Origin of the sequence: Ensifer sp. LC11 (assembly GCF_001695835.1) — a bacterium.
Lineage (GTDB): Bacteria > Pseudomonadota > Alphaproteobacteria > Rhizobiales > Rhizobiaceae > Ensifer.
On sequence record NZ_MBSO01000017.1, the window covers coordinates 23,697 to 49,939 of the forward strand.

Genomic DNA, 26,243 nt, shown 5'->3' on the forward strand with positions numbered 1-26,243 from the left:
GACGAAGGGTGCGGTAAAAGAAGCCATGGCTTCTTTCTTCGACAGCGATTCTCCGAGCAATCTCACCGAGTATTCGGTCAGCGAGCTTTCGGGCTCGATCAAGCGAACGGTCGAACAGGCCTTCGATCAGGTGCGTGTGCGCGGCGAGATTTCCGGTTATCGCGGCCCGCATTCGTCGGGGCACGCCTATTTCGCGCTCAAGGACGACCGGGCGCGCATCGATGCGGTGATCTGGAAGGGCACGTTCTCGCGTCTGCGCTTCCGCCCTGAAGAGGGTATGGAGGTGATCGCGACCGGCAAGGTCACGACCTTCCCCGGTTCGTCGAAGTACCAGCTCGTCATCGAGACGATGGAGCCGGCTGGTGCCGGCGCCTTGATGGCGCTGCTGGAGGAACGCAAGCGCAAGCTTGCCGCCGAAGGCCTCTTCGATGCCGGCCGCAAGCGTCCGCTGCCCTACATGCCCAAGGTGATCGGCGTCGTGACCTCGCCGACGGGTGCGGTCATCCGCGATATCCTGCACCGTATCGCCGACCGTTTTCCCGTCCATGTCGTCGTCTGGCCGGTTCGGGTCCAGGGCGATGGTTCAGGCGACGAGGTGGCAGCGGCAATCCGCGGCTTCAACGACATCGAACCAGGCGGGGCGATTGCCCGGCCGGACGTGCTGATCGTCGCGCGCGGCGGCGGCAGCCTCGAGGATCTCTGGGGCTTCAACGACGAGGCTGTGGTTCGCGCCGCCGCCGCTTCTCAGATCCCGTTGATATCTGCGGTCGGACACGAGACCGACTGGACATTGATCGACTATGCCGCCGACCAGCGCGCGCCGACGCCGACGGGGGCTGCGGAAATGGCGGTGCCGGTCAGGGCCGATCTTGAAGCGGGAGTTTCCGGCCTTTCGGCGCGCCTCAAGGCGGCAGTCGGGCGGCAGATGGACAATCGCCGTCAGGCGGTGCGAGCGCTCGCGCGTGCTCTGCCATCCCTCGACCAGTTGCTGGCGCTGCCGCGCCGCCGCTTTGACGAGGCGGCGCTCGGTCTCGGGCGCGGCCTTCAGATGAACACCGCCAATAAAAGGCGCCAGTTCGAACGTGTCTCGGCCGAGTTGCGGTCCGATCTTCTCAAGGGCAAGCTCTCGGAGCGCCGCCAGCGCATCGTCGACGCCATGCACAAGGCCGAGCGCATCGTCGAGCGCCAGGTGCATCGCGGCGAAGCACGCGTGTCGGCGGCAGACGCAGCCTTGCGCGCGCTGCCGTCGCGTCTTGTCGGCCAGATCCATCGGGCATCGGACCGCGTTGGCGGGCTTGCCGCCCGCTCCGATGCGGCCGTGCGCGCCGATGTTCGCCGTTTGCGCAGCGTCATCGTCGCTCAGGACCGCATCCTGCAGTCGCTCTCCTATCGCAACGTGCTGCAGCGCGGCTTCGCGCTGGTCAGGGACGCTGACGGTGGTCCGGTGCGCCAGGCGGCTGCCGTTGCTCCGGGCATGACGCTCAGCCTGGAGTTTGCCGATGGCCGCGTCTCGGCAGTCGCCGGCGAGGGTGGCGGCGAACCCGTTTCGCAAACGCCAGCGCCCCGCAAGAAGCCGGCGAAGGACCCGGAGCCAACGGGAGGGGCGCCGAAGCAGGGCAGTCTTTTTTAGCCGGGCCAAGCTTTGCCGGCGCGGCGACAACGCCGCACCGGCAAAGCCAGTGCCACGCAGGCACTGTCCGTTGACTGATCATCAGGGAGAACCATGCGTATCCTGCTCGTGCTTGCTCACCCGCTCGAAGACAGTTTTGCCGCGAGCGTCGCGCGCGAAGCGCAATCGGTTTTGGAAACAAGCGGCCATTCCGTCGATCTGCTCGATCTCTACCGGGAAGACTTCGATCCGCGCCTGAGCTTGGCGGAACGTGGCACCTACTTCACCGACAACTACGATGCCAGCTCAACAGCCGGCTTGATCGCGCGGCTGCAGGCGGCAGACGGACTGGTTCTGGTCTTTCCGCAGTGGTGGTTCAATTTTCCGGCGATCCTGAAAGGCTTCTTCGATCGGGTCTTTGCGCCCGGCGTCGCCTTCGACAATGATCCGGCCGGCGGCCGCATCATCCCGCGCCTTCACAACATCAAGCTTTTCTGGGCGCTGACGACGACCGGTTCGCCCTGGTGGGTGGTGCACCTCTATATGGGCAATCCGGTGAAACGGCTGCTGAAGCGCGGCATCGCCGCTTTCTGCGCCAAGGGATTGAACTTCCGCATGCTCGCGTTGCACGACATGGATCGTGCAACGGATGCCAAACGCAAAGCGCATCTGGACCGCGTCCGCCGGCTGGTCGCCACCATCTGATCGGGTCCCTTGAAAGTACGCAGCGCCGGACGGAAAACCGTTTCACATGTTTCCTGGAACTGCGTTACTCGAACGCCGCGAGATACTTGCGCAACAGGCAGTCGAGTGCCGTGCGCTCCTCCGGCGACAGCGCCGAAACGACCCGGTGCTGGTTTGCCACATGCGCTGTCGCCGCCTCATCGACACGGCTCAACCCTTCTTCCGTCAGGGCGATGATGACGCTGCGTCTGTCCTCGGGATTGGCGATCCGTTCGACCAGACCGGCCTTTTCCAGTTGGTCGATGCGGTTGGTCATCGTGCCGGAACTCACCATGGTCGTATCCAAGAGTTCACCGGGCGAGAGCCGATAGGGCGCGCCGGACCGCCGCAGCGTCGCCAGCACATCGAAGCTTGAGGCGTTGAGGCCACGTTCGGAAAAGCTCTTGTCTATCTCGCGGGCGATATGGGCCGAGAGCCGCGACAGGCGGCCGAGAAGGCCCATGGCCGACACGTCCAGATCCGGCCGTTCCCGGTTCCATTGGGCCAGTATCCTGTCGACGCGATCCATCAAAGCCTCCATCATTTTCCTCAGCATAGAGTATCTTGACATAGAGATAAACCGTGGTAGGTTCAATTTATCTTGATATAGAGATTCTTGAGATAAAGATATGAGCACGAACCGAACCGTCGACCTCGCCTTGACCGCACTCGCTCCGGCCATCTGGGGCAGTACCTACCTCGTGACCACAGAGTTTCTGCCCGCCGGCTACCCGCTGACGGTTGCGATGCTGCGCGCCTTGCCTGCCGGGCTCCTCCTGTTGCTGATCGTCCGGCGCCTCCCCGAGGGCATCTGGTGGCCGCGCACCTTCATCCTCGGCGCGCTCAACTTCTCCTTTTTCTGGGCGATGTTGTTTGTCTCGGCTTACCGGTTGCCGGGCGGCGTCGCTGCCACGGTCGGCGCCGTCCAGCCACTGATCGTCATCCTGCTGTCGCGTGTCTTTCTCGGCTCGCCCATTCGCACCCTCAGTGTCGTCGCCGGCCTTGCCGGCATCGTCGGCGTCGGTCTCCTGGTGCTGACACCTGGGGCGACGCTCGATCCGCTCGGCGTTCTTGCCGGTCTTGCCGGCGCCGTCTCCATGGCCTTCGGCACAGTGCTCAGCCGTCACTGGGCGCCGCCCGTGCCCCCGCTCACTTTCACCGCCTGGCAGCTGGCGGCGGGCGGTCTGCTGCTGGTGCCGGTGGTGCTGTTCTTCGAGCCATCCCTGCCGTCGCTGACGGTGGCAAACATGCTCGGCCTTGCCTATCTCGGCCTGATCGGCGCGGCCTTCACTTACCTGCTGTGGTTTCGTGGACTGTCGCGCCTTGAGCCGTCGGCCGTCTCGCCGCTGGGGTTCCTCAGCCCGGTCGTCGCCATCCTGCTCGGCTGGGGCGTGCTTGGCGAGCAACTGACGCCGGTCCAGGCGCTCGGCATCCTCGTCGTCTTCGTCAGCGTCTGGCTCAGTCAGCGCGCGCAGCTGCTGCCGAAGGTGCGGCCGGCCCGCGCTTGAGTGCGGACTTGCAACCATAGGGCGGGCGCTTCACATTGGCGGGAACCTTAATCCTTGGGAAGCGCTGCCCTGATGACCGAGCACCTGACGCCGGCGCATTATTCCGATCTCCTCCGTTTCGCCAGGCGGCAGAGTCGCCGCGCGGCCGAAGCGGAGGATTTGCTGCATGAAGCGCTGATCGTCGCGCTCAAGGCCGGACGATTTCCAACCGGCGGCGATCGGGCCTGGTTCTGCGGCGTCATCCGCAAGCTCGCCACGATGCAGGCGCGCACGGCCGCTCGTCGCCTTGGCCGCGAACAGCAGATGGAGGTGCCGGAACCGGAAGAGGAGCGTTCTGGAGATCCGTTGATTTTCGCGACCACGCTTCCGGCCAGCCTCCGGATCGTGATGCTGCTTGCGATCGCCGGTCACAATCGCCTCGAAATTCGCCATCTCCTCGGCATTTCCGACGACGCGCTACGCCAGCGCATCCTGATGCTGCGCCGCGCGTGGCGTGATGCCGGCCACGGCGAGACCAGTCTGGAACTGACGGGGCTGCGCTATCCGCTCGAAAGCGGCCGCATCCGCCAGGCACTGCTGCCGGTCACGCGGAGCGGCCGCGCCGCTTTTGCCAGCCACGATCCGGATGGTCATCTCTTCGCGATCAATTTTTCACCGCGCGCGTCTCACGAAACGGCAACCGGCGGCAACAAGCCGGCGTAACAAACAGAAAGGGAGCAACCAATGCTGTCGAAACCACGTATCGGGGCCATCTGCTATTTCGTCTCGGATCTCGCCCGAACGGAAGCCTTCTATGGTGATGTTCTTGGTCTCAAGGTCCAGCGCATGGAGGACGACGAAGCCGGCAGCTGGCTGATGGCGAAGATAGAAGACGAGGTCGAGCTGGTCTTCTTCGTTGCGGAAAGCAAGCCGGGCAACACGCCGATCGTCGTCTTCGATCTCGCCGAGGGCGGCATCGACGATGTGGTCACCGGCCTCGCTGAAAAGGGGACGACGATCGTCACGCCGGTCAGCCATGCGCCCGGCGGCTGGTCGGCGGAATTCGCCGATCCGGATGGCCACGTGCTGTCACTCTATCAGTCGGCGCAGATGCCGCGTCTCAAGCGCGCGGCCAACGGCTGACCGAACGCAACTTGCTGAAGACTCGGCCGCCGCAGGATATGCGGCGGCCGATGGATCAAATCAGGCCCATTCGCCCTTTCGCATAACCGGAACTCGGCTGCCGTCGGCGCGCACGCCGTCGATGTCGACCTGGCCCGAGCCGATCATCCAGTCGATGTGGATCAGGCTCGAATTGCCGCCCTGGGCGCGAATCTGTTCCGGCGTCAGCTTGATGTCGTCGACGAAGCAGCCCGAATAGCACTGGCCGAGCGCGATATGGCACGAGGCGTTTTCGTCAAAGAGCGTATTGTAGAACAGGATGCCGCTGGCCGAGATCGGCGAGGAATGCGGCACCAGCGCCACTTCGCCGAGCCGGCGCGCGCCCTCGTCGGTGTCGAGCACCTTGTTGAGCACTTCCTCGCCGCGCGACGCCTTGGCCTCGACGATCCGGCCGCCCTCGAAGCGCACCTGGATGTTGTCGATCAGCGTGCCCTGGTGTGAAAGCGGCTTGGTCGAGGAGACGTGACCCTCGACGCGCAGCGCATGCGGCGTGGTGAAGACCTCTTCGGTCGGGATGTTCGGGTTGCAGGTAACGCCGTTCTTGGCTTCCGACGCGCCGCCGCACCACAGATGGCCGTCGGCCAATCCCACGGTCAGGTCGGTGCCGGGGCCGGTGAAGTGCAGCGCCGCAAAGCGCTCGCCATTCAGCCAGGCCGAACGTCGGGCGAGATTCGCATTGTGCTCCTTCCAGGCCGCGACCGGGTCGGCGACATCGACGCGCGAGGCGGCGAAAATGGCGTTGGCGAGCTTCTCGACTGCAACGTCTTCCGCATCGTTCGGGAAGACGAGCTTCGCCCAGGACGGGTTCGGATAGGAGACGATGTTCCAGTTGATGTCGAAGTTCGAGATCTTTTCGAGCGCCGGCTTGTAGGCGATCGAGTTCGCCTTGTTGGCGCGCGCGACCTTGGCCGGATCCTCAGCCGACAGCATCATCGGGTTGTCGCCGGAGATCGCAAGGCGCGCAGCGCCACCAGCAAAGGCCTCGGCCATGCCCTTGAAGAGCCAGTCGCTCGCCCGGTCGAAGCTTTCATCCGGCGCGTAGGCGTAACGCGCCAGCGTCGTATCCTCGTCGGAGTAGAGCGTCGTGACCAGGCCTGCGCCCGCCTTGTAGGCGTGCTTTGTGATCAGGCGAACCAGCGGCATTGCCGCGACCGGCGCGGTCATCACCAGGTCCTGGCCGCGCTGCAGCTGCAGGCCGACCTGGATCGCGACCTCCGCGAGCTTGTCGAGTTTCACAGGGTCGATGGGATTGGGCGTGTTGGCGGGATAGGTCATGATCTGCCTGTCTTTTGAATTCGGAAGAAGAAGATTTAGGGCGCTTTGCGGCGAAAATGAAGCGTGGTTGCAATCAGCGCGCGCCGAGCGCAGCGCGCACCCGCTCGACATTGCTCCGGTGCACGGCCTCGTAGGGCTGGAAGTAGTGGATTGCGCCCGTGGAGATTTCCTCGGCAACGAAATCCTTGAGTGAACCGACCGGGGCGCCGACCGAGATCGCATGCGTCAGCCGCTCGATATAGCGCCGGTTGGCATCGATCAGGTCCGGCCCATAGCCGCCGCTGGCGATGCGCTCGCGGTCGCCATGAGAAGGCAGGATCTTGGCGATCGGCCATTGGCGCAGACGCGCGAGTTCCGCGATATGCGTCGCTGTCTGATCGGCTTCGCTGACGTAGGTGACTGTGTCTTCGAGCGTATCGCCCGCAAAAAGCAGCCGCTCCTCGGGCAGCCAGATCACGTTGCCGTCGGCGCTGTGGATGGCGAAGTAATGGAGCTCCACCTGCCGCTGTCCGACGGTCAGTGTCAGCGTCTCCGCAAACAGCCGGTTGGGCATGACGAGCGGCCGGATCGGCGGCGTTGCCGCTTCGATCTTCTCCCGGTTTTCCTCAAGGCGCTCCGCGGTCAGGTTGAGCGCGATGATCTCGCAATCGGCAAAGGCCGCATTTCCTGCCACATGGTCCTTGTGCCAGTGGCTGAGCACGACGCGGATCGTGGTGACGCCGAGACCTTCGAGATGTCCGCGGATCGCCCGGGCATGGTCGAGCGAGATATGGGTATCATAGACCAACGCCTCGTTGCCGCCGACGATCGCATAGGAGGCGATGCCGAGCTCGTAGGCGCCGTCATCGAGCCAGTTCGACACCTGCGAATAAAGCCGCACCCCGGCGACGCGCCCGTCATAATAGGCGTAGATGCCGGGGTAGGGCTCCAGGATCGTCAAGGTCGATGTCATATTCGTCAAGTTGCGCTCCTCCGGCAGGACTTGGTCCCTGTCATAGGCCAGCAGAGCGCAAAACTGAAGGGCCGCATCATTCGGCTCAATCGGCTCAGGCTCGCCCGGCGCGCAGCAGGTATGCGTCGTGATCCGAAAGGAACGCCATGAGCCGCTCGCCGTAGTCGGCCGTCACCGCCGCCCTGACGCTCGGCCGTTCCGCAAGCGCCCTGCGCCAGGCGCCAACGCGGTCGAGCCCGTCGAAGACGCGGTGATCGGCGAGCGTGTCGAACAGGTCGAAGTAGCGGAAGATCGGCGCGAACGTCGCATCGACGAGCGAGAAGGCGTCGCCGGCAAAATAGGGACCTTCACCGAGCGCCGTCTCGACGGTCGCGAATTTGCCGGTGATCGCCTGGCGTTTCAGCTCGTAGGTTTCCGCGTCCTTGGCGGTTTCGAATCCCCAGAGATCCGAAAGGATCGACGAGCCGAACTCCATCCATCCGCGATGGCGGGCGCGCTTGAACGGATTTGCCGGGTGCAGCTTCGGGCCGCCCTGGGTTTCCTCGACATATTCGGCGATGACGGAGCTTTCGAACAGCACCGCCTCGCTGCCTTCCTGCGGTACCTGAAGCAGCGGCACCTTGCCGAGCGGCGAGATCTTCAGGAACCAGTCGGGCTTGGCTTTGAGGTCGATATAGGTCCGTTCGAAGCGAACGCCCTTTTCGTCGAGCGCGATCGAGGCGCGCTGCACATAGGGGCAGAGATGGTGGCTGACGAGGGTAAGCGTGGCGGTCATGTGCGGTCTCCTGGTCAAGGTAGGTAGATGCAGTTGCATGTATGTAGGCTTGCGTTGATTTTCAAGATGGATGTAATTGCATCTATGACGAAAGAAGCGAAAGCAGCCGGGAACCGCCCCGGACCGGAAACCACTGAGGTCTGGATCGGGCTGATGCGCGCCCGTGAGCGGGTGCTTGCGCGCATCGAAGCCGACTTCAAGGCTGCCGCCTTGCCGCCGCTCGGTTGGTACGATGTGCTGTGGGAACTGGTTCAGGCGGAAGACGGGCGGCTGCGCCCCTATGAGATCGAAGCGCGCACGCTGCTTGCCCAATACAATCTCTCGCGTCTGATCGACCGCCTGGCCAAGGAGGGGCTGGTCCGTCGCGAGGCCTTCGATGCCGATGGTCGTGGACAATGGGTTGTCATCACCGAGGCCGGTAGGGCGATGCGCGAACGCATGTGGCTAACTTACGGCCCGTCGATCGACGCGCATGTCGGGGAGAGGCTGAGCGAAGACGAGGCGCGGCAACTGGCTGCGTTGCTGGCGAAGCTGCGGTAGATCTTGGTTATCCGGCCGTGCTGGGATTTGCCCCTCACCCTAGCCCTCTCCCCGCCCGCCGGGAGAGGGGACCCACGATACGATTAGCTATTCGTTTTTCTCATCTGGTTTGGCGGGGTGCCGCAACCTCCCTTCTCCCCGCCTGCGGGGAGAAGGTGGCCGGCAGGCCGGATGAGGGGCAGTTCAAGGTGGCGCAATCCGCGCCCGCCTCAACTGCTGAGCCCGAACGATTTCTCCAGCGCTTCCCAGGCCTCGTCCATGGCAAAGGTGCCGGAGAGATAGGGCAGGGCCACATGACCGTAGAGCGGCGAAAGCTGCCACTCGGCGGTCTCCTCATCGACGCCGGCGATCTGCTGCAGGTAGATCGTCGAGACGAGGCCGGTGCGGTCGGCGCCAGCCCGGCAATGGATCAGTAGCGGCTTTGGCGCGTCTCTCAGGATCGCCATCAGGGCGTCGGTTTCCTTGCGGTCGATTTCCGTCGAGGCCGACATCGGGAAATTGATGAGCCGGATACCGTTCTGTGCGGCCGCCGCAACTTCGTCGCGGTACCAGCGCTCATCCGTCTTCTCGCCGCGCAGATTGAGAATGGTGCGGATGCCGTAGGCCTTGGAATAGGCGGCAATTGCCTCGGGGCCTGGCTGGGCCGAGCGATAAACCTCGCCGGCAACGAGCGTGTGGAAATTGCCGGTCCATTGCAGGCCGGCAAGGTAAAGAGCCAAACTCGCGCCAAGCGCAGCGGTGATAAAGGCGAGGCGCTTCAGGACACGCTTCACACGCAGAAGATTGGCAGATGCCATGAATGAACCCCGAGGCCGGCCCGCTGTCATACGTATCAGCAGGATGCGGGCGGAGCAGCGCCCGCGCTTCTCACCCTGCTTCAGCCGCTGCTATAGGGCATCCGTGATGTTTTGATGGCAAGGGTCAGGCGATGAGCGGGGCCGCGACCGCCTTCAGCGCGGCCTGGGCATCGCGCGGTGCAAGCCGCACCTGCAGCCCGCGTTGCCCGCCGTTGATATAGACCTGCGCTTCGGCAACGGCTGCTTCCTCGATTGCCGTTGGTACCACCTTCTTTTGCCCGAACGGGCTGATGCCGCCGACGTGGTAGCCGGTCAAACGCTCGGCATCGGCCGGCTTCATCATCGCGGCCGACTTGCCGCCAAAGGCGGCGGCGAGCTTCTTCATGCTGACTTCGCGATCGGAGGGCACGACGCAGCAGACCGGCTTGCCGTCGACCTCGGCCATCAGCGTTTTCAGCACACGGCACGGATCCTCGCCGAGGGCTTCGGCCGCCTGCAGGCCGACGCGCTCGGCATTGGGGTTATAATCATAGGTGTGGACGCTGAAGGCGACGCCGGCTTTTGCGAGCGTCTGTGTGGCACGCGTGGTCTTTGACATCGACTTCGCTCCGGATTGAGGCGCGCAAACTATGCAGTGGCGAGCAGGGCCTCATAAAGCTCCGGCTTGAAACCGATCAGCACATTGCCATCGGCTTCAAGCACCGGGCGCTTGATCATCGACGGCTGTGCCAGCATCAAGGCGATCGCCTTTTCCTGGTCGAGATCCTGCCTGTCGGCCTCATCGAGCTTGCGGAAGGTCGTGCCGGCACGGTTGAGCACGGTTTCCCAGCCGGCCTCCTTGCACCAGCTTTCGAGATGCGGGCGGTCGATGCCCTCGGCCTTGTAGTCATGGAAGCGATAGGCGATGCCGCGGCCGTCGAGCCAGGTGCGCGCCTTCTTCATCGTGTCGCAGTTCTTGATGCCGTAGATCGTAACCGTCATGCCATGTCCCAACATCGTGGCGCGCGTCTCAGGAAACCGTCCGGAATCGCGCAATTTCAAAGCGTGGCAGGAGTGATAGCGTCCCGGCGCGCTCGAGGGAAGACGTTGCCTCAGGTCACGCCGGCATAGCGGCCTGGCCTGTGGTTGATCGCCAGCGTCATGTTGACGACGGCGGCTCCAACGACCGAAAGAACGAGGTTTGCGGGCGGCAAGACGAAGAAGGCTGCGGCGAGAATGGCAAGATCGACGCCGAGCTGGAAGTAGCCGGCGCGGATGCCGAATTTCTCCTGGAGATAGATCGCCACGATGTTGATGCCGCCAAGCCCGGTGCGATGGCGGAAGAGAATGAGCAGGCCCGTGCCCATCAGCCCGCCGCCGACGACGGCCGCATAGATCGGATCAAGCCGGGCGATTTCCACCCAGCCGGCCGTCAGCCGTGAAAACAGCGACACCAGACTGACGGCGAGGAACGTGCGCAGCGCAAACATCCAGCCGAGCCTTTTGACCGCCAGGATGTAGAAGGGCAGGTTGACGAGGGAAAAGACCAGCCAGAACTCGGCACCGGTCGCATATTGCAGGAGCAGCGCCAGGCCGGACGTGCTGCCGGTCAAGAGCATCGCCTTGCTGTAGATGATGACGCCGAGCGACATGATCAGCGTGCCCGTCAGGATTGCCAGCGCATCCTCGTAGAGGCGATGGCGCGCGGCGGGAATTTCGGGCACGTCGATGCTTCGCTCGGCCATCTTGTCCTCAGAGGTCCTTGAACTTGGCGATGACGCCGTCGACTTCCGCCGTCTTCAAACCGGCGATGTTGATGCGGCCGGAGCCGGGCATGTAGATGCCGTGCTCGTTCCTCAGCCGCATGACGTCGGCCTCGGCGAGCGGCAGCAGCGAGAACATGCCTTCCTGGCCGGCGACGGCGCCGAGCGCCTGCCAGCGGTCGCGCAGGCCCTCGGCGAGCGCCCGACGGATGTTGGTGATGCGCAGCCGCATGGTTTCAAGCTCTTGCCTCCAGTCGCGCGAGAGTTCCGCGTCGGAAAGGATCAAACGCACGATGGCCGCACCATGATCCGGCGGCATCGAATAGCTGGTGCGGGCAAGGCCGGCGAGGTTGGAGCGGACCGTGTCGGCCGAGGAAGCCGAACTGGTGACCGCAAAGATGGCACCGGCGCGCTCGCGATAGAGGCCGAACGATTTGGAGCAGGAAACGGCAACCAGCGCCTCCGGTACAACGCCGATCAGGTGGCGAAGCCCAGCGACGTCCTCGTCGAGACCGCGGCCAAAACCCTGATAGGCAAGATCGACGAGCGGCAGCAGGCCGCGCTCGGCGATGACGGTGGCAAGCTCCATCCATTGTGCGTCGGTGATGACGCCGCCCGTCGGGTTGTGGCAGCTCGCATGCAGGAGAACGGCGTCGCCGGCTGCAGCGCCCTGCAGCGCAGTCATCATGTTGTCGAAGAGTACCGTCTGCGACGGCACGTCGAAGAACGGGTAACCTGCGGGCTCAAGGCCCGCCGCCTTGAAGATGCTTGCATGGTTCGCCCAGCTCGGCAGCCCGATCCAGATGCGCTTGCCGCCCATCTGGCGGATGAGGTCGGCCGCAAGCCGCAGTGCCCCCGAACCCCCGGGCGTCTGCACGCCGGCAACGTGGCTGCGATCGACGGTGTCGCCGCCGACCAGCGTCCAGAGGTGGTCGACGAAGACGAGATCGCCTTCCGGGCCGACATAGGCCTTGCTGTCCTGGCTTTCAAGCAGGCGCTTCTCAGCCGCTTTGACCGCGCGGAAGATCGGCGTGTGACCGGTTTCGTCGCGGTAAACGCCGACGCCGAGATCGACCTTTCCGGGGCGCTCGTCCTTGCGGTAGAGCCCGATCAGGGCCAGCAACGGATCATCGGGTTGGCGGGTCAGAGCGTCGAACATGCCGGAAAATCTCCCCTTGAATGGCAGCGATGCGATATCGGTCGAGAAAGCCTGCCGGCCGCCGTTCCTCCGGCCGCCCTGCGACTTCCTTCTTAGGTCAGGATCGGCGCAAAATCGATGAGATTTTTGCCATGGAGACAATGTTGACATCGCACAATTTGCGCAAAATCCTGCATATCATTTGCTGATTTGCGCACATGGAGTTTGGGCATGGTCGAGAAGGTATCGATGGAGCTGGATCAGGTCGACCGGCGGATCATCCGGCTGCTGGTCGAGGATGCTTCGCTGAGCAACAACGAGCTCGCCGCCAAGGTCGGGCTCTCGCCGGCGCCGCTGTCGCGTCGCCTCGCCAGGCTTTATGCGGCGGGCATCATTCGCCAGACGGTCGTGGTCGATCCGAAGGCCGCCGGCATCGGCTTCCAGGCTTTTGTCGAGGTGACTCTGGAGCGAACGGCCAGCAAGGTCGGCCACCGCTTTATCGAAATGGTCGCTCGCATGCCTGAGGTCGTCGAATGTCATACGGTTGCCGGTGACTTCGATTTTCTTCTGAAGATCGCGGTGCGCGACGTTGCCGACTACAAGCGGCTGCTCTGGAGCGAGTTCGAACAAATCTCCGAGATCAAGACGCTGCGCTCGACCATCCTGCTCGACAGCCCGAAGATGACGGCCGCCACGGTGGCGTGACGGCCGCTGAACATTTAGACGTCGGGGCGGAAAACCGCTCCGCACATTTCCTCGGGTGTCTTAGGCCTCGAGCGGACCCGGTTTGCGCACGGCGCCGGAGGGCTGGGCACAGGCGATCTTCATCAGGTCCGAGCGACGGCGCGCAAGACGGGTTGAGACACGGGTGACGATCAGCCCGTCCTGCGGCGCGCGCACTTCGAGCGCGCCATTGGTCTGGCCGGGACGCGCAAGAATGGTGGCCAGCAGGTCGCCGGCCCTCACCCTCTCGCCGATGTCGCGATGGAACAGGATGGCGCCGGCTTCGGGCGCCCGGATCATCTCGATATTGTCGAGCGGCGCGATGACGCCTGCAAATGGGGCGAGCGCATCGGTGTCGCCGGAGATGGCACCGCGCGCCACGAGGAAGCGGAACACGCCTTCGGCGTCCTTGCTGGCAAGTTCCGGATAGACGTCGCGCGTGCCGCGCAGCTCGACCGTCACCGACAGGCGACCGGGAAGCCGGGTTTTCTTCTGCCCGGTTTCGTATTTCCAGGCGTAGGCGACGGCCTCCTCGAAGGCGGAGCTTTCACCGTCCGAAAGGAACACCGCCTCCATGTCGAGCGCCGAGGCGAGGTCGCCTGCTTCCGGCCAGAAGGCGTCGTCGATATAGGCGTATTGCAGTGCCTCGTCGTCGCAATGGAGATCCAGCATCAGGTCGGCGCCGAGCGCCACGTGCAGCAGCTGCCGCTTTAGCCGGTCGGTCGCCGAATGGCGGTCGAGATCGTCGATCAGGCTGTCGCGGTCGGCGAGCGAAATCAGCGGGAAGTCGCGGTTGAAGTTGGTGCGGGATCCGAGATCGAACCGGCCCTGCAACTCGCCGAAATGCGATTGCGCCGTGCCGATCGGGTTTGCCTGGGGCACGACGGTGATGTCGCCGAGGATGCCGCCGTTCTTTTCCGCCTGCTGCAGTTTTTCAAGCAGGAAGTGTGCCAGCGCCGTGCCCGGCAGTTCGTTGGCATGCAGTGCCGCCTGGATGTAGGTCTTCGGTGCCGCGGCATTTCTGCCCTTGAAGCGGAAGACCGGTAGACGCCATTCGATGCCGGCCGTATCGCCGGCGATGATGATTTCGGAAATATCCATGGGCTCCTCCCGTATCGTTTATTGGTGGCGCTTATCGGCATTCCGGCTGCGCTCTGCAAGTCGCTAAGAACTGGGGTAGCACATCAGATTGCGCAGCTGTCGCTCTGGCTTTGACATCCGGGTCGGGCCTATTGTTCTTTGAAACCGCCAGCACAGGCAGGAGACGGCACATGATCCTGATCGGCCAATATGACTCTCCCTTCGTCCGTCGGGTGGGCATTGCCCTAACCCTTTACGGCATTGCGTTCGAGCATCGTCCCTGGTCTTCCTTCGGCAACGCCGATGAGATTCGGGCCTATAACCCGCTGACGCGTGTGCCGACCCTGGTCCTGGATGACGGGCTTGCCTTGACCGACAGCCACATCATCCTCGACTATCTCGATAGCCTCGTATCCGACGAGCAAGTCATGTTTCCGCGATCCGAACCGGAGCGCCATCGGGCGCTGAGGATCGCCACGCTTGCCACGGGGCTCGGCGACAAGGCCGTCAGCCTGTTCTACGAGAATCGGTTACATGGCGAGGTCTCGGTCCTTTGGGTCGACCGCTGCCGCCGCCAGATCGAGGAGACGCTTGGCGTGCTCGAAGCAAGCCGCTCGCAAGGCGCGAGCAAGTATTGGTTCGGCGACCGCATCGGCCATGCCGACATCGCCGTCGCGGTCGTTCTTCGCTTCCTGCATGACGTGCACGCAAGTCTGGTCACCATCGCGAACTATCCGCACTTGCAGGCGCATGCGGAGACGCTGGAGGCGCTGCCCGTGTTCCAGACGATCAGCCAGCCGTTCATCCCGCCGGCGTGAGGCTGCCGCAACCGGCAAGCAGATGCGCCTCAGTCAACGTGAACAGGCGCCGCAAGCGGCCAACGCTTGAGGATCCTCCAGGTGCCCGTTCCCTTACGCGCATGGATCAGCACGAGTTCGCGTGCGGTAAAGGTAATGGGATCAGGAAGGCTGATCGCGGGCGCGGCCCTGACGGCACGGTACAGCGTCATATGGGGAACAGCCATTAGAGGGCGGTTCAAGCCAGTGACCTGCCGGACCAGCGCACTGAACCCAGGCGATGCCGCGTGCGTCGTCAGAACGCGCGGCCGGTCCGTGCCGTTGCCGTTGCTTTCCAGTCTATCAAGCTCGATCGCAACGGGCGGAAGATCCACGCGCGCACCGCGTCTCAGCGCATCGTCGACGGCAAGGTCGGGGAGGCCGCTTCCCTCCCAGCGCTTGTCGACGGATAGGTGCAATCGGTCGGGCATATAGAGGAAGCCGGAGACGGCCTGGTCGGCGAAGTCTCGTTCTGCAATCGTCATCGCCCGCCTTGCGACTTCTCTGTCCGGCAGCAATGAGAAGTAGAGGATGTCGATTACAGGCGCCCGGCCTGGGGCGCCGAGGTCAAAAGCGAGTTGGCCCGAAGACACGCCATTCTCCATCGCAAGTCAAAGTGACCGCGCCACCGCAGCACTTCAGTTGTACGTCGACCAGAGATGGGAATGCAGGCGGGCCGCGCCAAGGCTCGCGGGAGGCGAGTACCGGCGCCGCAAGGGCGTTACAGCGCTCTCACATCGGCGGCATCGTCTCGAACTTCGCAAGGGCCGGATCGAGGCGGTCCCAATCATGCCCGCGGGCGGTGTAGGTCACGACCTGAGGTCGGTAGCGACTTGGATCGTCAAGGCTTGCCGCGCGTATGGTGAAGAATTCGGGCATGGCCGCGAAGGTCATGTAGACGGGCGAGCCGCAGGTAGGGCAGAAGCCGCGGGTCTTCACTTTGCCGCTGTCGGCGACCATGTCCCAGAGCGTCGCTTCACCTTCGAGTTTCACGCCGTCGCGGCGGAATGTCATATGCGAGCCATGTCCGGTGCCGCTCTCGTGCTGGCAGTCGCGGCATTGGCAATCGTTCGAGAACACCGGTTCTCCTGAAATTTCGTAGCGGATAGCGCCGCAGGCGCATCCACCGATATAGGGCTTGCTCATATCTGCCTCCGGTTTCTGGCACAGCAAGGCCTGCACGCGTCGCGATGCGCGGCGGCGACAGTTCTCTTCGATTGTTTCGGTGTTGGTGGCTGCCGGACCGTCGAAACGACGATCCGGCTCTGGCCTTAGTTCTCTTCGTCGGTGACGGCGCCGAGGCGCGACAGGACCTTCGGCCAGCCGTTGCTCATGTTGCTGAACGCCGTGTCGTTCTTCGGCACAACGAAGCCGGAATGAACGAGACGAAGGCGCGTGCCGTTGTCGACCTTGGTGAGCGTCCAGGTGACACCGTGTCGAGACGGGAGCCGTAGCCGATATTGCCCTCATCTCCCCCCTTCCAGGAATAGGCAAAGCGCTCGTTGGGGCGTACCTCCACCACCCGGCATTGGATTGTCCCATCCCAGGCGCCGGCCGGCGTCGTCTGGAAGGTGAAGCGGGTGCCCTCGACGGGTGCAAAGCCTGTCGGCGGCATGATCCAGCGACCCATTAGGTCGCCATTGGTCAAGGTCTTCCAGATCGTCTCGGGTGCATGCGGCAACACCTCGTCGATGACGATGTCCTGTGTCTCGATTTTCAAGGCTGCTGCGTCGGTCATGGATCGATCTCCTTGAGAAGATTGCGCAGATTGGCAAAGCGGTCGCGCCAGAAGCTGCCATAGTGGCTCATCCAGTCGACGAGAGGCGCCAGCCCCTCGGGCTCGGCGCGGTAATAGACGTTCCGTCCCTCCGGGCGTTCGGCGACCAGCCCGGCCTGCTTGAGTGACTTGAGGTGCTGGGAAATCGCACCCTGCGTCACCCCACTGCCGCGGGTCAGTTCGACCACGGTGATTTCGTTGGCGCTGGCGATGCGCTCAAACACGGCCCGTCGGGTCGGATCGGAAAGGGCGCGCATGACTGTCGTGATGGGGGCGGTTTCGATCATCATGTAAAAATCAATAGTCGATACTAATTGATTAGTCAATGCTATTGATTTTGGCCGCACGCATGCGGAGGCGCTATCGAAAATGAAGAAGGGCATGCCAGAGAGGCATGCCCCGAAACATCGATGCGCCCAGGACGGGCGGCTGCCTTGCGCGCCGCCCGCCTCGCCATCGCATTCGTCTCAATGCGGACTTGCCGTCGGGCGAACGACGATCTCGCTGACGTCGACATCCTCGGGCTGGCCGATGGCGTAGGCGATCGAGGAGGCGATGGCGTCCGGGCTGATACAGATTGCGCGCCAGGCCTTCATTGCGTCTTTGGCAATCGGATCGCTGATGGTGTCCGCAAGTTCGGACGTCGTCGTTCCGGGCGAGATGACGGTAACGCGGATGCGATCGGTTTCCTGCCGCAGGCCGTCCGAAATCGCGCGGACGGCGAACTTGGTGGCGCAATAAACTGCGGCTGTCGGTGAAACGGAATGGCCGCCGATCGAAGACACGTTGATGATCTGGCCCGAACCCTGCGCGTTCATGATCGGGAGCGCGGCCGCTATTCCGTACAGAACGCCCTTGATGTTGACGTCGATCATCCGGTCCCATTCCTCAACCTTCAGTGCCGCCAGCGGGGACAGCGGCATGACGCCGGCGTTGTTGACAATCACATCCAGCCGCCCGTACTCGGTCTCGGCGAACCGGGCAAAGGCGACCATCTCGTCGCGCTTGGTGACGTCGAGCGTGCGAAAGCGCACCTCGCCGCCGGTGGCGGCAATTGCGGCGGCGATGCGCTCCAGCCGGCCGGCGCGGCGCGCGCCGATGACGACCTTGGCTCCGCCGGCTGCCAGCATCCTGGCGGTGGCCTCGCCAATGCCGCTGCTTGCGCCGGTGATCGCCACGACTTTGTCTCTTACACTGCTCATCGTTTTCTCCTTAGGATAGATCGGTTTGCGGCAGCAGCAGTTCCGCCGGTGCTGCGAACGTCCGTGGGCGCTGCTCTGCAAAGGGTTGGGTCGTTGCCGGTAAGGTACCGGTCTTCCGATGGATGGCTGTTGCGGCTATCCGGCTGGCCGCGAGGGATCTCGGTTCAGCGACGGCGAAGGATCATGCCGCCATGATGCAAGGTGTTGCGGTCCACAAAGACCCCGTCCGCCGTGAAGCCGGTATCGTCCCAATAGTCGATGTGTGTCCCGTTGACCGCGTAACGCCCCTGATAGGCACTCTCCCGATCGCCTCGCGCTTCGTCGTAGCGTCCATTCGCCAGCAGCTCGTGACGCACATGACCGTCATCGGTCACCCACATTCCCACATAAGGATGCTCTGCCATTTCGCTTTCGCCTTTCGTCAGTCGGGTTTTCTCACCGGGTCGCGCATCACCTGAAGCCGCAACGGCCACGCCGCAGGCGACCATGGCGGCGAGCGAGAACCCGGCGACGTGACGGGAAGGGAACACTGCCATTTCTGTCTCCATTCGCTTTGCGCAGGCGTCGATCCCGATGGTTTGTTTCGCCCGGTGAGAGGAAAGATAGAAAACCGGATATGATCGATAAAGTTGCCAATCGAAGATGACGTGGTTAGTATTGCTAACCAATGACCGATGCTCTCGAAGGAATGTCCACGTTCATCGCAGTCGCGGAAGCGCGCAGTTTCCGGCTCGCGGGGGAGCGGCTTGGCGTGACCCGTTCAGCCGTCAGCCAGGGCTTGCAGCGGCTGGAGGATCGCTTGGGCGTGGCGCTCGTCCAGCGCACCACGCGAAGCGTCCGGCTGACGGAAGCCGGCGAGCAGCTCTATGCCAGCGCGCGGCCTGCGCTCACGGATCTCGTGACCGCCTTACGGACTGTGCAGGAACTCCGCGCGCGCCCAAGGGGCCTGCTTCGTCTCAGTGTCTCCTCGATCGCCGAGAGCTTCCTGTCAGGCCCGGCGCTGACCGCGTTCATCGAGGACTATCCCGACATCAGCGTCGATCTCACGGTTACCGATGAGGAGTACGACATTGTGCGCGAAGGCTTCGACGCCGGCGTCCGGCTCGGCGAGGTGGTCGAAAAGGATATGATCGCCATTCCGGTGTCGGCGGAGCAGCAGCAGGTGGCCGTGGCGTCTGAACATTATCTGGCGCGACGCGGCATTCCTCAGCATCCGCGCGACCTGCTTTCGCACACTTGCATCGGCTGGCGGGCGAGGCCGGACATTGCGCCCTATCGATGGGAGTTTACCGAGTTCGGCCGCGACTTCGACGTTTCGGTCGAACCGCGCGTGACGACCAACGACATGAGCACGATGATCCGCCTCGCCTGTTCCGGCGCTGGCATCACCTTCGGCATGCGCGAGACTTTTCAGACCTACATCGAGAAAGGCGAGCTGACGCCGCTTCTGGAGGCGTTTTGCCCGCCGTTCCCCGGCTTCTATCTCTACTATCCGCGCCGGCAGCAGCAGCCGCCAAAGCTGCGTGCGCTCGTCGAGCATCTGCGGCAGTGGAACCGGCGGCACGGCCCGACGGCGCCTTAGTGGCGGCCCAGCCGTGGCGCAACGCGGCCAGTGTCAGCCATGAATGCCCAGATCCTTGACAAAAGCGCGCAGATCACTTGCCAGAAGTTCTGGCTGCTCGAATCCCGGAAAGTGTCCGCCGCGTGGCATTTCCGTCCATCGCGTCACCTCGTACCATCGCTCGCCCCAGGATCGAGGTGCCGGCAGGATATCCGCAGGAAAAACGGCGACGGCAACCGGTGCACCCTGTTTTGGCGGCGGCAGCATCACGCCTGCATCGGCGAACGCTTCATAGTAGAGATACATCGACGGTCCGATCGTGCCCGTCGCCCAATAGATCGTGAGCAGGGTGCAGATGACGTCAAGTGACAGAGCGCCGCTAGGCTCGGTGCGATCAGACCAGGCGTCGAGCTTCTCGGCGATCCATGCGGCGAGGCCGGCCGGCGAATCCAGCAGGGCGGCGGCAAGCGTCTGCGGTTTGCTGGCATGCAGCATGGCATAGGCACCCTCCTGCGCCTGCCAGCGATGGGCGGCCTGGAGATAGGCTTCCTCCTCTGCGGTGATGTCGTGCGGCCGCGGATAGAACCAGTTCACGTTGACCATATGGATGCCGAGCACCTGGGCCGCGTGGTTTGCCCGCAATCGCTCCACCACGCCGGCGCCCATGTCGCTGCCATGCGCGAGGAAGCGGGTGTAGCCGAGTTTCTTCATCAGTGCGGCCCACAGGGCGGCGATGCGGGTGATGTTCAGACCGGGTCCCTCTGGAAGTCCGGAAAATCCGTAACCGGGCAATGACGGAACGACGACATCGAACGAAAGGCCATCGATGTCCTGCGTAAGGAGCGGAATGAGCGGCATCAGCTCCAGGAAACAACTCGGCCAGCCATTCGTCAGGATGATTGGAACGCTGCTTCGTCCCTGTCCGCGCAGATGGAGGAAGTGGACGTCGACGCCGTCGATCTCCGCCTTGAACGCCGGCACGGCGTTGATGGCTGTCTCGGCTTTTCTCCAATCGAACGAAATCCAGTGCTGGACAATCTCGTTCAAACGCTCGGTCGAAACGCCAAGGTTCGTCGATGGCTTTGTCAGAACGCTGCTGATGCGGCTTTGTCTGAGGCGGTTTTGCAGGTCAGTGAGCACGTCTTGCGGTATGTCGACCTGAAAGGCTACCGGAGGGGCGATGTTCATGTTTGTCCTTCTCGTCATTCTGTCGAGCCGGAGCTTGCCCTTCATAAGGGAGAAAAGAAATTGCATGTCATTGGCGATCAGCTATTCATGTTTGAATGGTAGTCTCGCCTGACTGGTCGCTTTATCGTTCATTCCTCGCTGTCCTGAGAGAGGGGTCGCTGTCGGGCGCCGGCCGTGTGCTCGGCGTGAGCCAACCGACGCTTGGTCGTCACATCGCGGCGCTTGAAGAGGCGCTCGGTCACAGGCTCTTTACCCGGTCTCCCGACGGGCTCATTCCGACCAGCGCGGCAAAGATGCTGCGTCCCCGGGCTGAAGAACTCGCAGCCGCGGCCGACGCCCTGTTGCGAGCCGCCTCCGGACTTCCGGCGGACGACGTCGGAACGGTACGGATCGCGACCAGTGAAATCGTAGCGGCGGAAGTCGTTGCCCCTGTTCTGGCAGGGTTGCAGTGCGACCATCCGGGGATCGTCGTGGAACTGGCTGTCAGCAATCGCCTGGAAGATCTGTTGCGCCGCGATGCCGATATCGCAATCCGCATGGCGCAACCGCAGCAGGACGCCCTGTTGGCAAGGCGCATCGGCGACGTGGACCTCGGCCTGTTTGCCGCTACGGCCTATTTGAAGACGCGTCCGGCGCCGCAAAGCGTGGAAGAGCTTCTCGACGCGCATGCCATCGTCGGCTTCGATATCCCGCTTTCCTACACGCGCACATTCCAGCTGCAGGGGCGACCTGTGACGCGGGAGCGTTTCTCCTACCGCACCGACAGTGATACCGGACAGTTCGCGGCAATCCGTTCCGGTTGCGGGATCGGCGTGTGCCACGGCCCGCTCGCCCGGCGAGAGGGGCTTACGCCAGTACTTCCCGCGGTCTTTTCTCCCAAGATTGGCATGTGGCTGTGCATGCATGAGGATCAGAAGAACGTTCCCCAGTGCCGCCTGGTTTTCGATTATCTCGCAATGGGTTTGCGGTCCTATGTGAACAGCTAGCTCGGAACGCTCGGCTCTTTAGCGGTTTCAACCGAGAAAGGGGCGAGCACCAGGGCCCGCCACTCTGTTTTCAACTGTGATCTTTGCTTGCGCTTATTCGCTTGCTTGAGCCGCCTGTTCGATCAGGGCGGCGACGGCGTCGGGCTTCGAGACATAGACGGCGTGGCTGCCGGCGGTCTCGACGACGGTCGAGCCTGCACGCTTTGCCATCAGGCGCTGAGCGGCCGGCGGGATCATGTGGTCGTCGGTGGCGACGAGATAGAAGCTCGGCTTTTCCTTCCAGGCCGGAGTGGTGACGGCACCGGCTGCCGCTTCGACACCCCACGGAACCTGCGAGTCGGCCATGAAGGCGGCAAGCTCGGGATCGACGTCGGCTGCAAACGCGGCGGCGAACTTCGCTTTGTCGAGCGCCAGGAAACCATCGACCGGCGGCAGGATCGGCGGAACCGGTGCACCGGCGGGCGGGTTGGCGATGAGCGTGGAAACCGACTCGCCCTTATCCGGTGCGAAGGCAGCGATGTAGACCACGGACTTCACCTTTTGGTCGGTGCCGGCTTCCGAAACGACCACGCCGCCATAGGAGTGGCCGACGAGTACGACCGGGCCATCCTGTGCGGCGATCGCACGCTTTGTGACGGCGACGTCGCCGGCAAGCGTAAGGGTCGGGTTCTGGACGATGGTGACGTTGTAACCATCCTTCTTGAGGATGTTGTAGACGCCCTGCCAGCCGGAACCATCAACGAAGCCGCCGTGGACGAGAACGACATTCTTGGCGGCAGGGGCGGCCTGGGCCGGAGTGAGTGCGCTTGCGGAAAGTGCGAATGCGGCGGCGGTAATGAGGGTCTTGATCATTTCGGGTCTCCTTGAGTTGAATTTGTTTTCGCGAAAATTGTTATCGCGATAATCATCATGTACGCCGACTCGATTTTGTTGTAAAGATACTTTTTATCGCGATATTGATTTTCGCGGAGCAGAGCACGCAACCCTTCCGGAGCCCACGATGAGCGACGACCCCACGACCCTGCCGCTGGACAGCCAGCTCTGTTTCTCGATCTATTCGGCGTCGATCGCCATCAACCGTGTCTACAAGCCCATGCTTGACGCCCTGGGCGTGACCTATACGCAGTATCTCGTGCTCAGCACGCTCTGGGAGAAGGACGGCCTGACGATCTCGGCGATCGCCGATCGGCTGAGCCTGGAATCGAGCACGATCACGCCGGCCGTCAAAAGACTTGAGGCTGCAGGTTTTCTCGGTCGACATCGCAGCGTCACGGATGAGCGGCAGGTGGAAGTCCATCTCACCGCGAAAGGTCGCGATCTCCACATCAAGACCGGCTGCCTGACCGACTCCCTGCTTGAGCATTCAGGCTTCACGGTGCCGGAGATGATCGATCTCAACGAGCGGGTTCGCAAACTGCGCGAGGGCATGCGGGTGGCAGTGAAGTAACGCCGCATTTCCAGGCGGCGGTGGCCGAAAGCAAAAAAGGGCGCGCCGAAGCACGCCCTTTAATTTCTATCGCTGACGCCGGAAACGCGTCCGCGCCTATTCCCACTCGATGGTGCCCGGCGGCTTCGAGGTGACGTCGTAGACGACGCGATTGATGCCGCGGACCTCGTTGATGATGCGCGTCGCCGCACGGCCGAGGAATTCCATGTCGTAGTGGTAGAAGTCGGCCGTCATGCCGTCGACCGAGGTGACGGCGCGGAGCGCACAGACGAATTCATAGGTGCGGCCATCGCCCATGACGCCGACGGTCTGTACCGGCAGAAGCACGGCAAAGGCTTGCCAGATGGCGTCGTAGAGGCCCGCCTTGCGGATCTCGTCGAGATAGATCGCATCGGCTTCGCGCAGGATTTCGAGCTTCTCGCGGCTGATGCCGCCCGGGCAGCGGATGGCAAGGCCCGGACCCGGGAAGGGGTGGCGGCCGATGAAGCTGTCTGGCAGGCCGAGCTCGCGGCCGAGCACGCGGACCTCGTCCTTGAACAGTTCGCGCAGCGGCTCGACGAGCTGCATGTTCATGCGCTCCGGCAGGCCGCCGACATTGTGGTGCGACTTGATCGTCACCGACGGGCCGCCGGTAAACGAGACGCTTTCAATGACGTCGGGGTAGAGCGTGCCCTGGGCAAGGAAGTCGGCGCCGCCGAGCTTCTTTGCCTCTTCCTCGAACACTTCGATGAACAGGCGGCCGATGATCTTGCGCTTGGTCTCCGGATCGCTTTGGCCTTCGAGTTCGCCGATGAAGCGGTCGGAGGCGTCGATGTGCAGGAGGTGCAGGTTGTAGTGTTCCTCGAACATCGCAACGACGTTCTTCGCCTCATCCTTGCGCATCAGGCCGTGGTCGACGAGGATGCAGGTGAGCTGGTCGCCGACGGCCTCGTGGATGAGCAGCGCTGCGACCGAGCTGTCGACGCCGCCCGAAAGCGCGCAGATGACCTTCTTGTCGCCGACTTGGCTGCGGATCGCCTCGACCGCCTTGGCGCGGTAGGCCGACATCGACCAGTCGCCCTTGATGCCGGCGATCTTGTGCACGAAGTTGGAAATCAGCTTGGCGCCGTCGGGCGTGTGCACCACTTCCGGATGGAACTGCACGGCGTAGTACTTGCGTTTCTCGTCGGCGATGAAGGCGAAGGGGGCGTTGGCGGAGGTCGCCACGACCTCGAAGCCCTCGGGGATCGCGGTGACGCGGTCGCCATGCGACATCCAGACCTGGTGGCGCGAGCCGACAGACCAGAGGCCCTCAAACAGCGGGCAGTCCTTCTCGACTTCGAGGAAGGCACGGCCGAATTCGCGGTGATGGCCGCTTTCGACCTTGCCGCCGAGCTGGGCGCAGATGGTCTGCTGGCCGTAGCAGATGCCGAACACCGGCAGACCGGAATCGAAGATCACCTGGGGCGCGCGGGGGGAGCCGATGTCGAGCGTGGAGGCCGGGCTGCCGGAAAGGATCACCGCCTTCGGCTTCAACCGTTGGAAGCCTTCTTCCGCCGACTGGAACGGTACGATTTCGCAATAGACACCGGTTTCGCGTACGCGCCTTGCGATGAGCTGCGTCACCTGGCTGCCGAAGTCGACGATGAGGACGGTGTCGGGATGGGCTGTCTGGGTCATTGGGGGCCTTCAAACAAGCTTGATCATGGCGAGCCTTTAATGAAAGGCCGCCATCAGCGCAACAATTCAATTGCACCCCGACAATTCCGGGGTTTCAGAGCCGGATTTCGCCGTTCGAAACCGCATTTTCCAACCGGTCGATCACTTCAGCAAGCTTCTCGTCGATGACGTGCAGATATTCCGTCCAGTCGCTGACGTGCTTGAGTTCCGCCTTGCCGTCGGAAATACCGCGAAGCGCAATCAAGGCAACGCCGAAGGACTGGCAGGCGCGCAGAACCGCGAAGGTCTCCATCTCCACCATGTCGGCATCGATCGCCTCGTAGGCCGCACCCGAGACGATGTTGGCGCCGGTCGAAAGCCGCGCCTCCGGCACGCCGGGAATTCTGTGCGGCAGCGGCACCACCGCCGGCAGGTCGAGGAAGGGCGTCCTGCCCTTTTCGAAGCCGAGCGGCGAGGCATCCATGTCGCGATAGCCGACGGAAACGGCCTGGTAGACTTCCGTCTGCTCGAGTGTGGCAGCGCCGGCCGAGCCGAGCGAGACCACGAGATCCGGCAGAGACTGTCGCGCTGCGAGTTCGGCAAGCGTGCGCGTCAGCGAGACGGCTGCCTCGACCGGCCCGACGCCGGTCATCAGCGGCTGGATACGCTCCTTGAGGTGCGGCCCGTATTCGGCATCGACCGCCATGACATAGAGAAGCCTGCGCCCGGCGACGCCCTTGATGCCAAAACTCATCCTTCGATCCCCTCGCGACCGCGCACCACCATCATCGTTCCGGTCATCGAGGCGATCAGCTTCGCCGGACCGTCGGAGCGGATCGCGTAGCCGCGTCCGTCCGAGACGATGATCGTCGAACCGGGTTTGGTTACCTCGCCGCGAAACAGGAACCGCTCGCCGCGTCCGGGCGACAGCAGGTTGACCTTGAACTCGATCGTCAGGATCGAGGCGTCGGGATCGATCACCGAATAGGCGGCATAGGTGCCAGCCGAATCCATTGCCGCCGAGATCACGCCCGCATGCAGGAAGCCGTGCTGCTGCGTCAGCTTGTCGTCGAAGGGCAGCTCGATCTCGACGGTGCCCTGCTCGACGAGCGTCAGTTCCGCGCCGATCGTGCGCATCGCCGCCTGGCGCGCGAAACTCTCGCGGATGCGCCTGCGGAAATCCGGGGGATCGATATCGTCCATCAGTCAACAAGACCCTGTTCGCTCGGCGGCACCATTGCCCCGCACGTCGCCGGACAGTGGCATGGCCGTCAGGGTACGACAAGTTCAATTCATGAGGAAAATCGAGCCGTTGAGCATGGTCGCGAACGCCACCCAGGCGAGATAGGGCAGGAACGTAGAGGATCGACCAGACCGGGGCGAAGATCCAGTCGGGCAGATTGAGGGCCGGTTTTGTGAGCGCCGGGGATGTTGGTGTAGCCCATAACAAGGCCGAGGCCGAGAACGGTGGCGATGAAGGCCGCGTAGACGATGGTTCTTTTCACCGCTGCCACAGATAGAACAGACTTTCAGGCTTTCCAGCAGCGAACACTGTTTGGAAGCCGCTCTGCGGCACCTATATCAG

At 63.3% G+C, this 26,243-nt stretch carries 31 protein-coding genes and 1 pseudogene; 11 read left to right on the plus strand and 21 right to left on the minus strand.

What is annotated here, in order from left to right; translation table 11 throughout:
* Positions 1-25 precede the first annotated feature (25 nt).
* Complete coding sequence (gene xseA, locus BBX50_RS13770; protein WP_065775896.1) at positions 26-1,630, plus strand: exodeoxyribonuclease VII large subunit; 1,605 nt, start codon at positions 26-28, stop codon at positions 1,628-1,630.
* 93 nt (positions 1,631-1,723) lie between these two features.
* On the plus strand, positions 1,724-2,314 hold the full coding sequence (locus BBX50_RS13775; RefSeq protein ID WP_065775897.1) for an NAD(P)H-dependent oxidoreductase: 591 nt from the start codon (positions 1,724-1,726) through the stop codon (positions 2,312-2,314).
* 64 nt (positions 2,315-2,378) lie between these two features.
* On the opposite strand, the gene BBX50_RS13780 is transcribed toward BBX50_RS13775, so the two are convergent.
* Complete coding sequence (locus tag BBX50_RS13780; RefSeq protein ID WP_139108326.1) at positions 2,379-2,873, minus strand: MarR family transcriptional regulator; 495 nt, start codon at positions 2,871-2,873, stop codon at positions 2,379-2,381.
* An 88-nt stretch (positions 2,874-2,961) separates the two neighbouring features.
* Here BBX50_RS13780 and BBX50_RS13785 point away from each other — a divergent pair, with 88 nt between their 5' ends.
* The 3 genes from BBX50_RS13785 (at position 2,962) to BBX50_RS13795 (ending at position 4,962) form a co-directional block, all read left to right on the plus strand.
* Complete coding sequence (locus BBX50_RS13785) at positions 2,962-3,840, plus strand: EamA family transporter (protein ID WP_065775899.1); 879 nt, start codon at positions 2,962-2,964, stop codon at positions 3,838-3,840.
* Between the two features lie 72 nt (positions 3,841-3,912).
* Positions 3,913-4,542, plus strand: coding sequence for a sigma factor (locus BBX50_RS13790; RefSeq protein WP_244513155.1), 630 nt, complete (start codon positions 3,913-3,915; stop codon positions 4,540-4,542).
* A 21-nt stretch (positions 4,543-4,563) separates the two neighbouring features.
* Positions 4,564-4,962 (plus strand): VOC family protein, encoded by a 399-nt coding sequence (locus tag BBX50_RS13795; RefSeq protein ID WP_065775900.1) that lies wholly within the window; start codon positions 4,564-4,566, stop codon positions 4,960-4,962.
* A gap of 60 nt (positions 4,963-5,022) precedes the next feature.
* On the opposite strand, the gene BBX50_RS13800 is transcribed toward BBX50_RS13795, so the two are convergent.
* From BBX50_RS13800 to BBX50_RS13810, 3 genes are all read right to left on the minus strand, one after another.
* Positions 5,023-6,276 carry an aminopeptidase gene (locus BBX50_RS13800; protein ID WP_065775966.1) on the minus strand — a complete coding sequence of 418 codons (1,254 nt, stop codon included), beginning with the start codon at positions 6,274-6,276 and terminating at the stop codon, positions 5,023-5,025.
* A 73-nt stretch (positions 6,277-6,349) separates the two neighbouring features.
* Positions 6,350-7,228, minus strand: coding sequence for an MBL fold metallo-hydrolase (locus BBX50_RS13805; RefSeq protein WP_065775901.1), 879 nt, complete (start codon positions 7,226-7,228; stop codon positions 6,350-6,352).
* Positions 7,229-7,322: 94 nt separating this feature from the next.
* Positions 7,323-8,003 carry a glutathione S-transferase family protein gene (locus BBX50_RS13810; protein ID WP_065775902.1) on the minus strand — a complete coding sequence of 227 codons (681 nt, stop codon included), beginning with the start codon at positions 8,001-8,003 and terminating at the stop codon, positions 7,323-7,325.
* Positions 8,004-8,087: 84 nt separating this feature from the next.
* On the opposite strand from BBX50_RS13810, the gene BBX50_RS13815 reads away from it, so the two are divergent.
* The gene (locus BBX50_RS13815; protein ID WP_065775903.1) at positions 8,088-8,543 is read left to right on the plus strand and encodes a MarR family winged helix-turn-helix transcriptional regulator; all 456 of its coding nucleotides are present in this window, start codon (positions 8,088-8,090) and stop codon (positions 8,541-8,543) included.
* 209 nt (positions 8,544-8,752) lie between these two features.
* Here BBX50_RS13815 and BBX50_RS13820 read toward each other — a convergent pair whose 3' ends face one another.
* The 5 genes from BBX50_RS13820 to tatA all read right to left on the minus strand — a co-directional run bounded on the left by BBX50_RS13820 (position 8,753) and on the right by tatA (position 12,241).
* The gene (locus BBX50_RS13820; RefSeq protein ID WP_083213678.1) at positions 8,753-9,340 is read right to left on the minus strand and encodes a dual specificity protein phosphatase family protein; all 588 of its coding nucleotides are present in this window, start codon (positions 9,338-9,340) and stop codon (positions 8,753-8,755) included.
* A 124-nt stretch (positions 9,341-9,464) separates the two neighbouring features.
* On the minus strand, positions 9,465-9,938 hold the full coding sequence (ybaK, locus tag BBX50_RS13825) for a Cys-tRNA(Pro) deacylase (RefSeq protein WP_065775904.1): 474 nt from the start codon (positions 9,936-9,938) through the stop codon (positions 9,465-9,467).
* Between the two features lie 29 nt (positions 9,939-9,967).
* Positions 9,968-10,321 carry an ArsC family reductase gene (locus tag BBX50_RS13830; protein WP_065775905.1) on the minus strand — a complete coding sequence of 118 codons (354 nt, stop codon included), beginning with the start codon at positions 10,319-10,321 and terminating at the stop codon, positions 9,968-9,970.
* Positions 10,322-10,431: 110 nt separating this feature from the next.
* On the minus strand, positions 10,432-11,064 hold the full coding sequence (locus BBX50_RS13835; RefSeq protein ID WP_065775906.1) for a YitT family protein: 633 nt from the start codon (positions 11,062-11,064) through the stop codon (positions 10,432-10,434).
* A 7-nt stretch (positions 11,065-11,071) separates the two neighbouring features.
* Positions 11,072-12,241: a tyrosine aminotransferase gene (tatA, locus tag BBX50_RS13840; RefSeq protein ID WP_065775907.1), complete on the minus strand. Its 1,170-nt coding sequence runs from the start codon at positions 12,239-12,241 to the stop codon at positions 11,072-11,074.
* 210 nt (positions 12,242-12,451) lie between these two features.
* On the opposite strand from tatA, the gene BBX50_RS13845 reads away from it, so the two are divergent.
* On the plus strand, positions 12,452-12,925 hold the full coding sequence (locus BBX50_RS13845; protein ID WP_065775908.1) for an Lrp/AsnC family transcriptional regulator: 474 nt from the start codon (positions 12,452-12,454) through the stop codon (positions 12,923-12,925).
* Positions 12,926-12,985: 60 nt separating this feature from the next.
* Here BBX50_RS13845 and BBX50_RS13850 read toward each other — a convergent pair whose 3' ends face one another.
* Positions 12,986-14,044: a succinylglutamate desuccinylase/aspartoacylase family protein gene (locus BBX50_RS13850; RefSeq protein WP_065775909.1), complete on the minus strand. Its 1,059-nt coding sequence runs from the start codon at positions 14,042-14,044 to the stop codon at positions 12,986-12,988.
* A 170-nt stretch (positions 14,045-14,214) separates the two neighbouring features.
* Between BBX50_RS13850 and BBX50_RS13855 the strand changes: the two genes are divergently transcribed.
* A complete protein-coding gene (locus BBX50_RS13855; RefSeq protein WP_065775910.1) occupies positions 14,215-14,841 on the plus strand; it encodes a glutathione S-transferase family protein in 627 nt (208 codons plus the stop codon).
* 29 nt (positions 14,842-14,870) lie between these two features.
* On the opposite strand, the gene BBX50_RS13860 is transcribed toward BBX50_RS13855, so the two are convergent.
* The 6 genes and pseudogenes from BBX50_RS13860 to BBX50_RS30750 all read right to left on the minus strand — a co-directional run bounded on the left by BBX50_RS13860 (position 14,871) and on the right by BBX50_RS30750 (position 18,374).
* On the minus strand, positions 14,871-15,452 hold the full coding sequence (locus BBX50_RS13860; RefSeq protein ID WP_139108321.1) for a hypothetical protein: 582 nt from the start codon (positions 15,450-15,452) through the stop codon (positions 14,871-14,873).
* Positions 15,453-15,591: 139 nt separating this feature from the next.
* The gene (locus BBX50_RS13865; protein WP_065775912.1) at positions 15,592-16,005 is read right to left on the minus strand and encodes a GFA family protein; all 414 of its coding nucleotides are present in this window, start codon (positions 16,003-16,005) and stop codon (positions 15,592-15,594) included.
* Between the two features lie 125 nt (positions 16,006-16,130).
* A pseudogene (locus BBX50_RS13870) lies at positions 16,131-16,597 on the minus strand (SRPBCC domain-containing protein).
* Complete coding sequence (locus BBX50_RS13875) at positions 16,594-16,923, minus strand: metalloregulator ArsR/SmtB family transcription factor (RefSeq protein WP_065775968.1); 330 nt, start codon at positions 16,921-16,923, stop codon at positions 16,594-16,596. Before BBX50_RS13875 ends, BBX50_RS13870 begins: the two are co-directional and overlap by 4 nt.
* Before the next feature lie 180 nt (positions 16,924-17,103).
* The gene (locus BBX50_RS13880) at positions 17,104-17,838 is read right to left on the minus strand and encodes an SDR family oxidoreductase (RefSeq protein ID WP_065775913.1); all 735 of its coding nucleotides are present in this window, start codon (positions 17,836-17,838) and stop codon (positions 17,104-17,106) included.
* Positions 17,839-18,002: 164 nt separating this feature from the next.
* Positions 18,003-18,374 (minus strand): Atu4866 domain-containing protein, encoded by a 372-nt coding sequence (locus BBX50_RS30750; RefSeq protein WP_083213682.1) that lies wholly within the window; start codon positions 18,372-18,374, stop codon positions 18,003-18,005.
* 131 nt (positions 18,375-18,505) lie between these two features.
* Here BBX50_RS30750 and BBX50_RS13890 point away from each other — a divergent pair, with 131 nt between their 5' ends.
* Positions 18,506-19,420: a LysR family transcriptional regulator gene (locus tag BBX50_RS13890; protein WP_065775915.1), complete on the plus strand. Its 915-nt coding sequence runs from the start codon at positions 18,506-18,508 to the stop codon at positions 19,418-19,420.
* Between the two features lie 33 nt (positions 19,421-19,453).
* Here the strand turns inward: BBX50_RS13890 and BBX50_RS13895 are convergent, their stop codons facing one another.
* Positions 19,454-20,587 (minus strand): epoxide hydrolase family protein, encoded by a 1,134-nt coding sequence (locus BBX50_RS13895; protein ID WP_065775969.1) that lies wholly within the window; start codon positions 20,585-20,587, stop codon positions 19,454-19,456.
* 95 nt (positions 20,588-20,682) lie between these two features.
* On the opposite strand from BBX50_RS13895, the gene BBX50_RS13900 reads away from it, so the two are divergent.
* Positions 20,683-21,573 (plus strand): LysR family transcriptional regulator, encoded by an 891-nt coding sequence (locus BBX50_RS13900; RefSeq protein WP_065775916.1) that lies wholly within the window; start codon positions 20,683-20,685, stop codon positions 21,571-21,573.
* Between the two features lie 93 nt (positions 21,574-21,666).
* Here BBX50_RS13900 and BBX50_RS13905 read toward each other — a convergent pair whose 3' ends face one another.
* Entirely contained in the window at positions 21,667-22,425 is a 759-nt protein-coding gene (locus BBX50_RS13905; RefSeq protein WP_065775917.1) for an alpha/beta hydrolase, read from the minus strand.
* A 148-nt stretch (positions 22,426-22,573) separates the two neighbouring features.
* Between BBX50_RS13905 and BBX50_RS13910 the strand changes: the two genes are divergently transcribed.
* Positions 22,574-23,020, plus strand: a complete 447-nt coding sequence (locus BBX50_RS13910; protein WP_065775918.1) for a MarR family transcriptional regulator — start codon at positions 22,574-22,576, stop codon at positions 23,018-23,020.
* Between the two features lie 96 nt (positions 23,021-23,116).
* Here BBX50_RS13910 and guaA read toward each other — a convergent pair whose 3' ends face one another.
* The 3 genes from guaA to BBX50_RS13925 all read right to left on the minus strand — a co-directional run bounded on the left by guaA (position 23,117) and on the right by BBX50_RS13925 (position 25,861).
* On the minus strand, positions 23,117-24,679 hold the full coding sequence (gene guaA, locus BBX50_RS13915) for a glutamine-hydrolyzing GMP synthase (RefSeq protein WP_065775919.1): 1,563 nt from the start codon (positions 24,677-24,679) through the stop codon (positions 23,117-23,119).
* Positions 24,680-24,773: 94 nt separating this feature from the next.
* Positions 24,774-25,412, minus strand: a complete 639-nt coding sequence (locus BBX50_RS13920; RefSeq protein WP_065775920.1) for a 5'-methylthioadenosine/S-adenosylhomocysteine nucleosidase — start codon at positions 25,410-25,412, stop codon at positions 24,774-24,776.
* Entirely contained in the window at positions 25,409-25,861 is a 453-nt protein-coding gene (locus BBX50_RS13925; protein WP_065775921.1) for a PaaI family thioesterase, read from the minus strand. Before BBX50_RS13925 ends, BBX50_RS13920 begins: the two co-directional genes overlap by 4 nt.
* Between the last annotated feature and the right edge of the window lie 382 nt (positions 25,862-26,243).

Coding starts and splice junctions, on each gene's coding strand:
- tatA (WP_065775907.1), bottom strand. CDS start 12,241: ATGTTCGACGCTCTGACCCGCCAACCCGATGATCCGTTGCTGGCCCTG.
- BBX50_RS13780 (WP_139108326.1), bottom strand. CDS start 2,873: ATGGAGGCTTTGATGGATCGCGTCGACAGGATACTGGCCCAATGGAAC.
- BBX50_RS13875 (WP_065775968.1), bottom strand. CDS start 16,923: ATGATCGAAACCGCCCCCATCACGACAGTCATGCGCGCCCTTTCCGAT.
- BBX50_RS13895 (WP_065775969.1), bottom strand. CDS start 20,587: ATGAACATCGCCCCTCCGGTAGCCTTTCAGGTCGACATACCGCAAGAC.
- BBX50_RS13805 (WP_065775901.1), bottom strand. CDS start 7,228: ATGACATCGACCTTGACGATCCTGGAGCCCTACCCCGGCATCTACGCC.
- BBX50_RS13820 (WP_083213678.1), bottom strand. CDS start 9,340: ATGGCATCTGCCAATCTTCTGCGTGTGAAGCGTGTCCTGAAGCGCCTC.
- BBX50_RS13905 (WP_065775917.1), bottom strand. CDS start 22,425: ATGATCAAGACCCTCATTACCGCCGCCGCATTCGCACTTTCCGCAAGC.
- BBX50_RS13920 (WP_065775920.1), bottom strand. CDS start 25,412: ATGAGTTTTGGCATCAAGGGCGTCGCCGGGCGCAGGCTTCTCTATGTC.
- BBX50_RS13900 (WP_065775916.1), top strand. CDS start 20,683: ATGGTAGTCTCGCCTGACTGGTCGCTTTATCGTTCATTCCTCGCTGTC.
- guaA (WP_065775919.1), bottom strand. CDS start 24,679: ATGACCCAGACAGCCCATCCCGACACCGTCCTCATCGTCGACTTCGGC.
- xseA (WP_065775896.1), top strand. CDS start 26: ATGGCTTCTTTCTTCGACAGCGATTCTCCGAGCAATCTCACCGAGTAT.
- BBX50_RS13925 (WP_065775921.1), bottom strand. CDS start 25,861: ATGGACGATATCGATCCCCCGGATTTCCGCAGGCGCATCCGCGAGAGT.
- ybaK (WP_065775904.1), bottom strand. CDS start 9,938: ATGTCAAAGACCACGCGTGCCACACAGACGCTCGCAAAAGCCGGCGTC.
- BBX50_RS13775 (WP_065775897.1), top strand. CDS start 1,724: ATGCGTATCCTGCTCGTGCTTGCTCACCCGCTCGAAGACAGTTTTGCC.
- BBX50_RS13880 (WP_065775913.1), bottom strand. CDS start 17,838: ATGAGCAGTGTAAGAGACAAAGTCGTGGCGATCACCGGCGCAAGCAGC.
- BBX50_RS13865 (WP_065775912.1), bottom strand. CDS start 16,005: ATGAGCAAGCCCTATATCGGTGGATGCGCCTGCGGCGCTATCCGCTAC.
- BBX50_RS13800 (WP_065775966.1), bottom strand. CDS start 6,276: ATGACCTATCCCGCCAACACGCCCAATCCCATCGACCCTGTGAAACTC.
- BBX50_RS13855 (WP_065775910.1), top strand. CDS start 14,215: ATGATCCTGATCGGCCAATATGACTCTCCCTTCGTCCGTCGGGTGGGC.
- BBX50_RS13830 (WP_065775905.1), bottom strand. CDS start 10,321: ATGACGGTTACGATCTACGGCATCAAGAACTGCGACACGATGAAGAAG.
- BBX50_RS13910 (WP_065775918.1), top strand. CDS start 22,574: ATGAGCGACGACCCCACGACCCTGCCGCTGGACAGCCAGCTCTGTTTC.
- BBX50_RS13815 (WP_065775903.1), top strand. CDS start 8,088: ATGACGAAAGAAGCGAAAGCAGCCGGGAACCGCCCCGGACCGGAAACC.
- BBX50_RS13810 (WP_065775902.1), bottom strand. CDS start 8,003: ATGACCGCCACGCTTACCCTCGTCAGCCACCATCTCTGCCCCTATGTG.
- BBX50_RS13835 (WP_065775906.1), bottom strand. CDS start 11,064: ATGGCCGAGCGAAGCATCGACGTGCCCGAAATTCCCGCCGCGCGCCAT.
- BBX50_RS13850 (WP_065775909.1), bottom strand. CDS start 14,044: ATGGATATTTCCGAAATCATCATCGCCGGCGATACGGCCGGCATCGAA.
- BBX50_RS13790 (WP_244513155.1), top strand. CDS start 3,913: ATGACCGAGCACCTGACGCCGGCGCATTATTCCGATCTCCTCCGTTTC.
- BBX50_RS13795 (WP_065775900.1), top strand. CDS start 4,564: ATGCTGTCGAAACCACGTATCGGGGCCATCTGCTATTTCGTCTCGGAT.
- BBX50_RS13785 (WP_065775899.1), top strand. CDS start 2,962: ATGAGCACGAACCGAACCGTCGACCTCGCCTTGACCGCACTCGCTCCG.
- BBX50_RS13845 (WP_065775908.1), top strand. CDS start 12,452: ATGGTCGAGAAGGTATCGATGGAGCTGGATCAGGTCGACCGGCGGATC.
- BBX50_RS30750 (WP_083213682.1), bottom strand. CDS start 18,374: ATGGCAGTGTTCCCTTCCCGTCACGTCGCCGGGTTCTCGCTCGCCGCC.
- BBX50_RS13890 (WP_065775915.1), top strand. CDS start 18,506: ATGACCGATGCTCTCGAAGGAATGTCCACGTTCATCGCAGTCGCGGAA.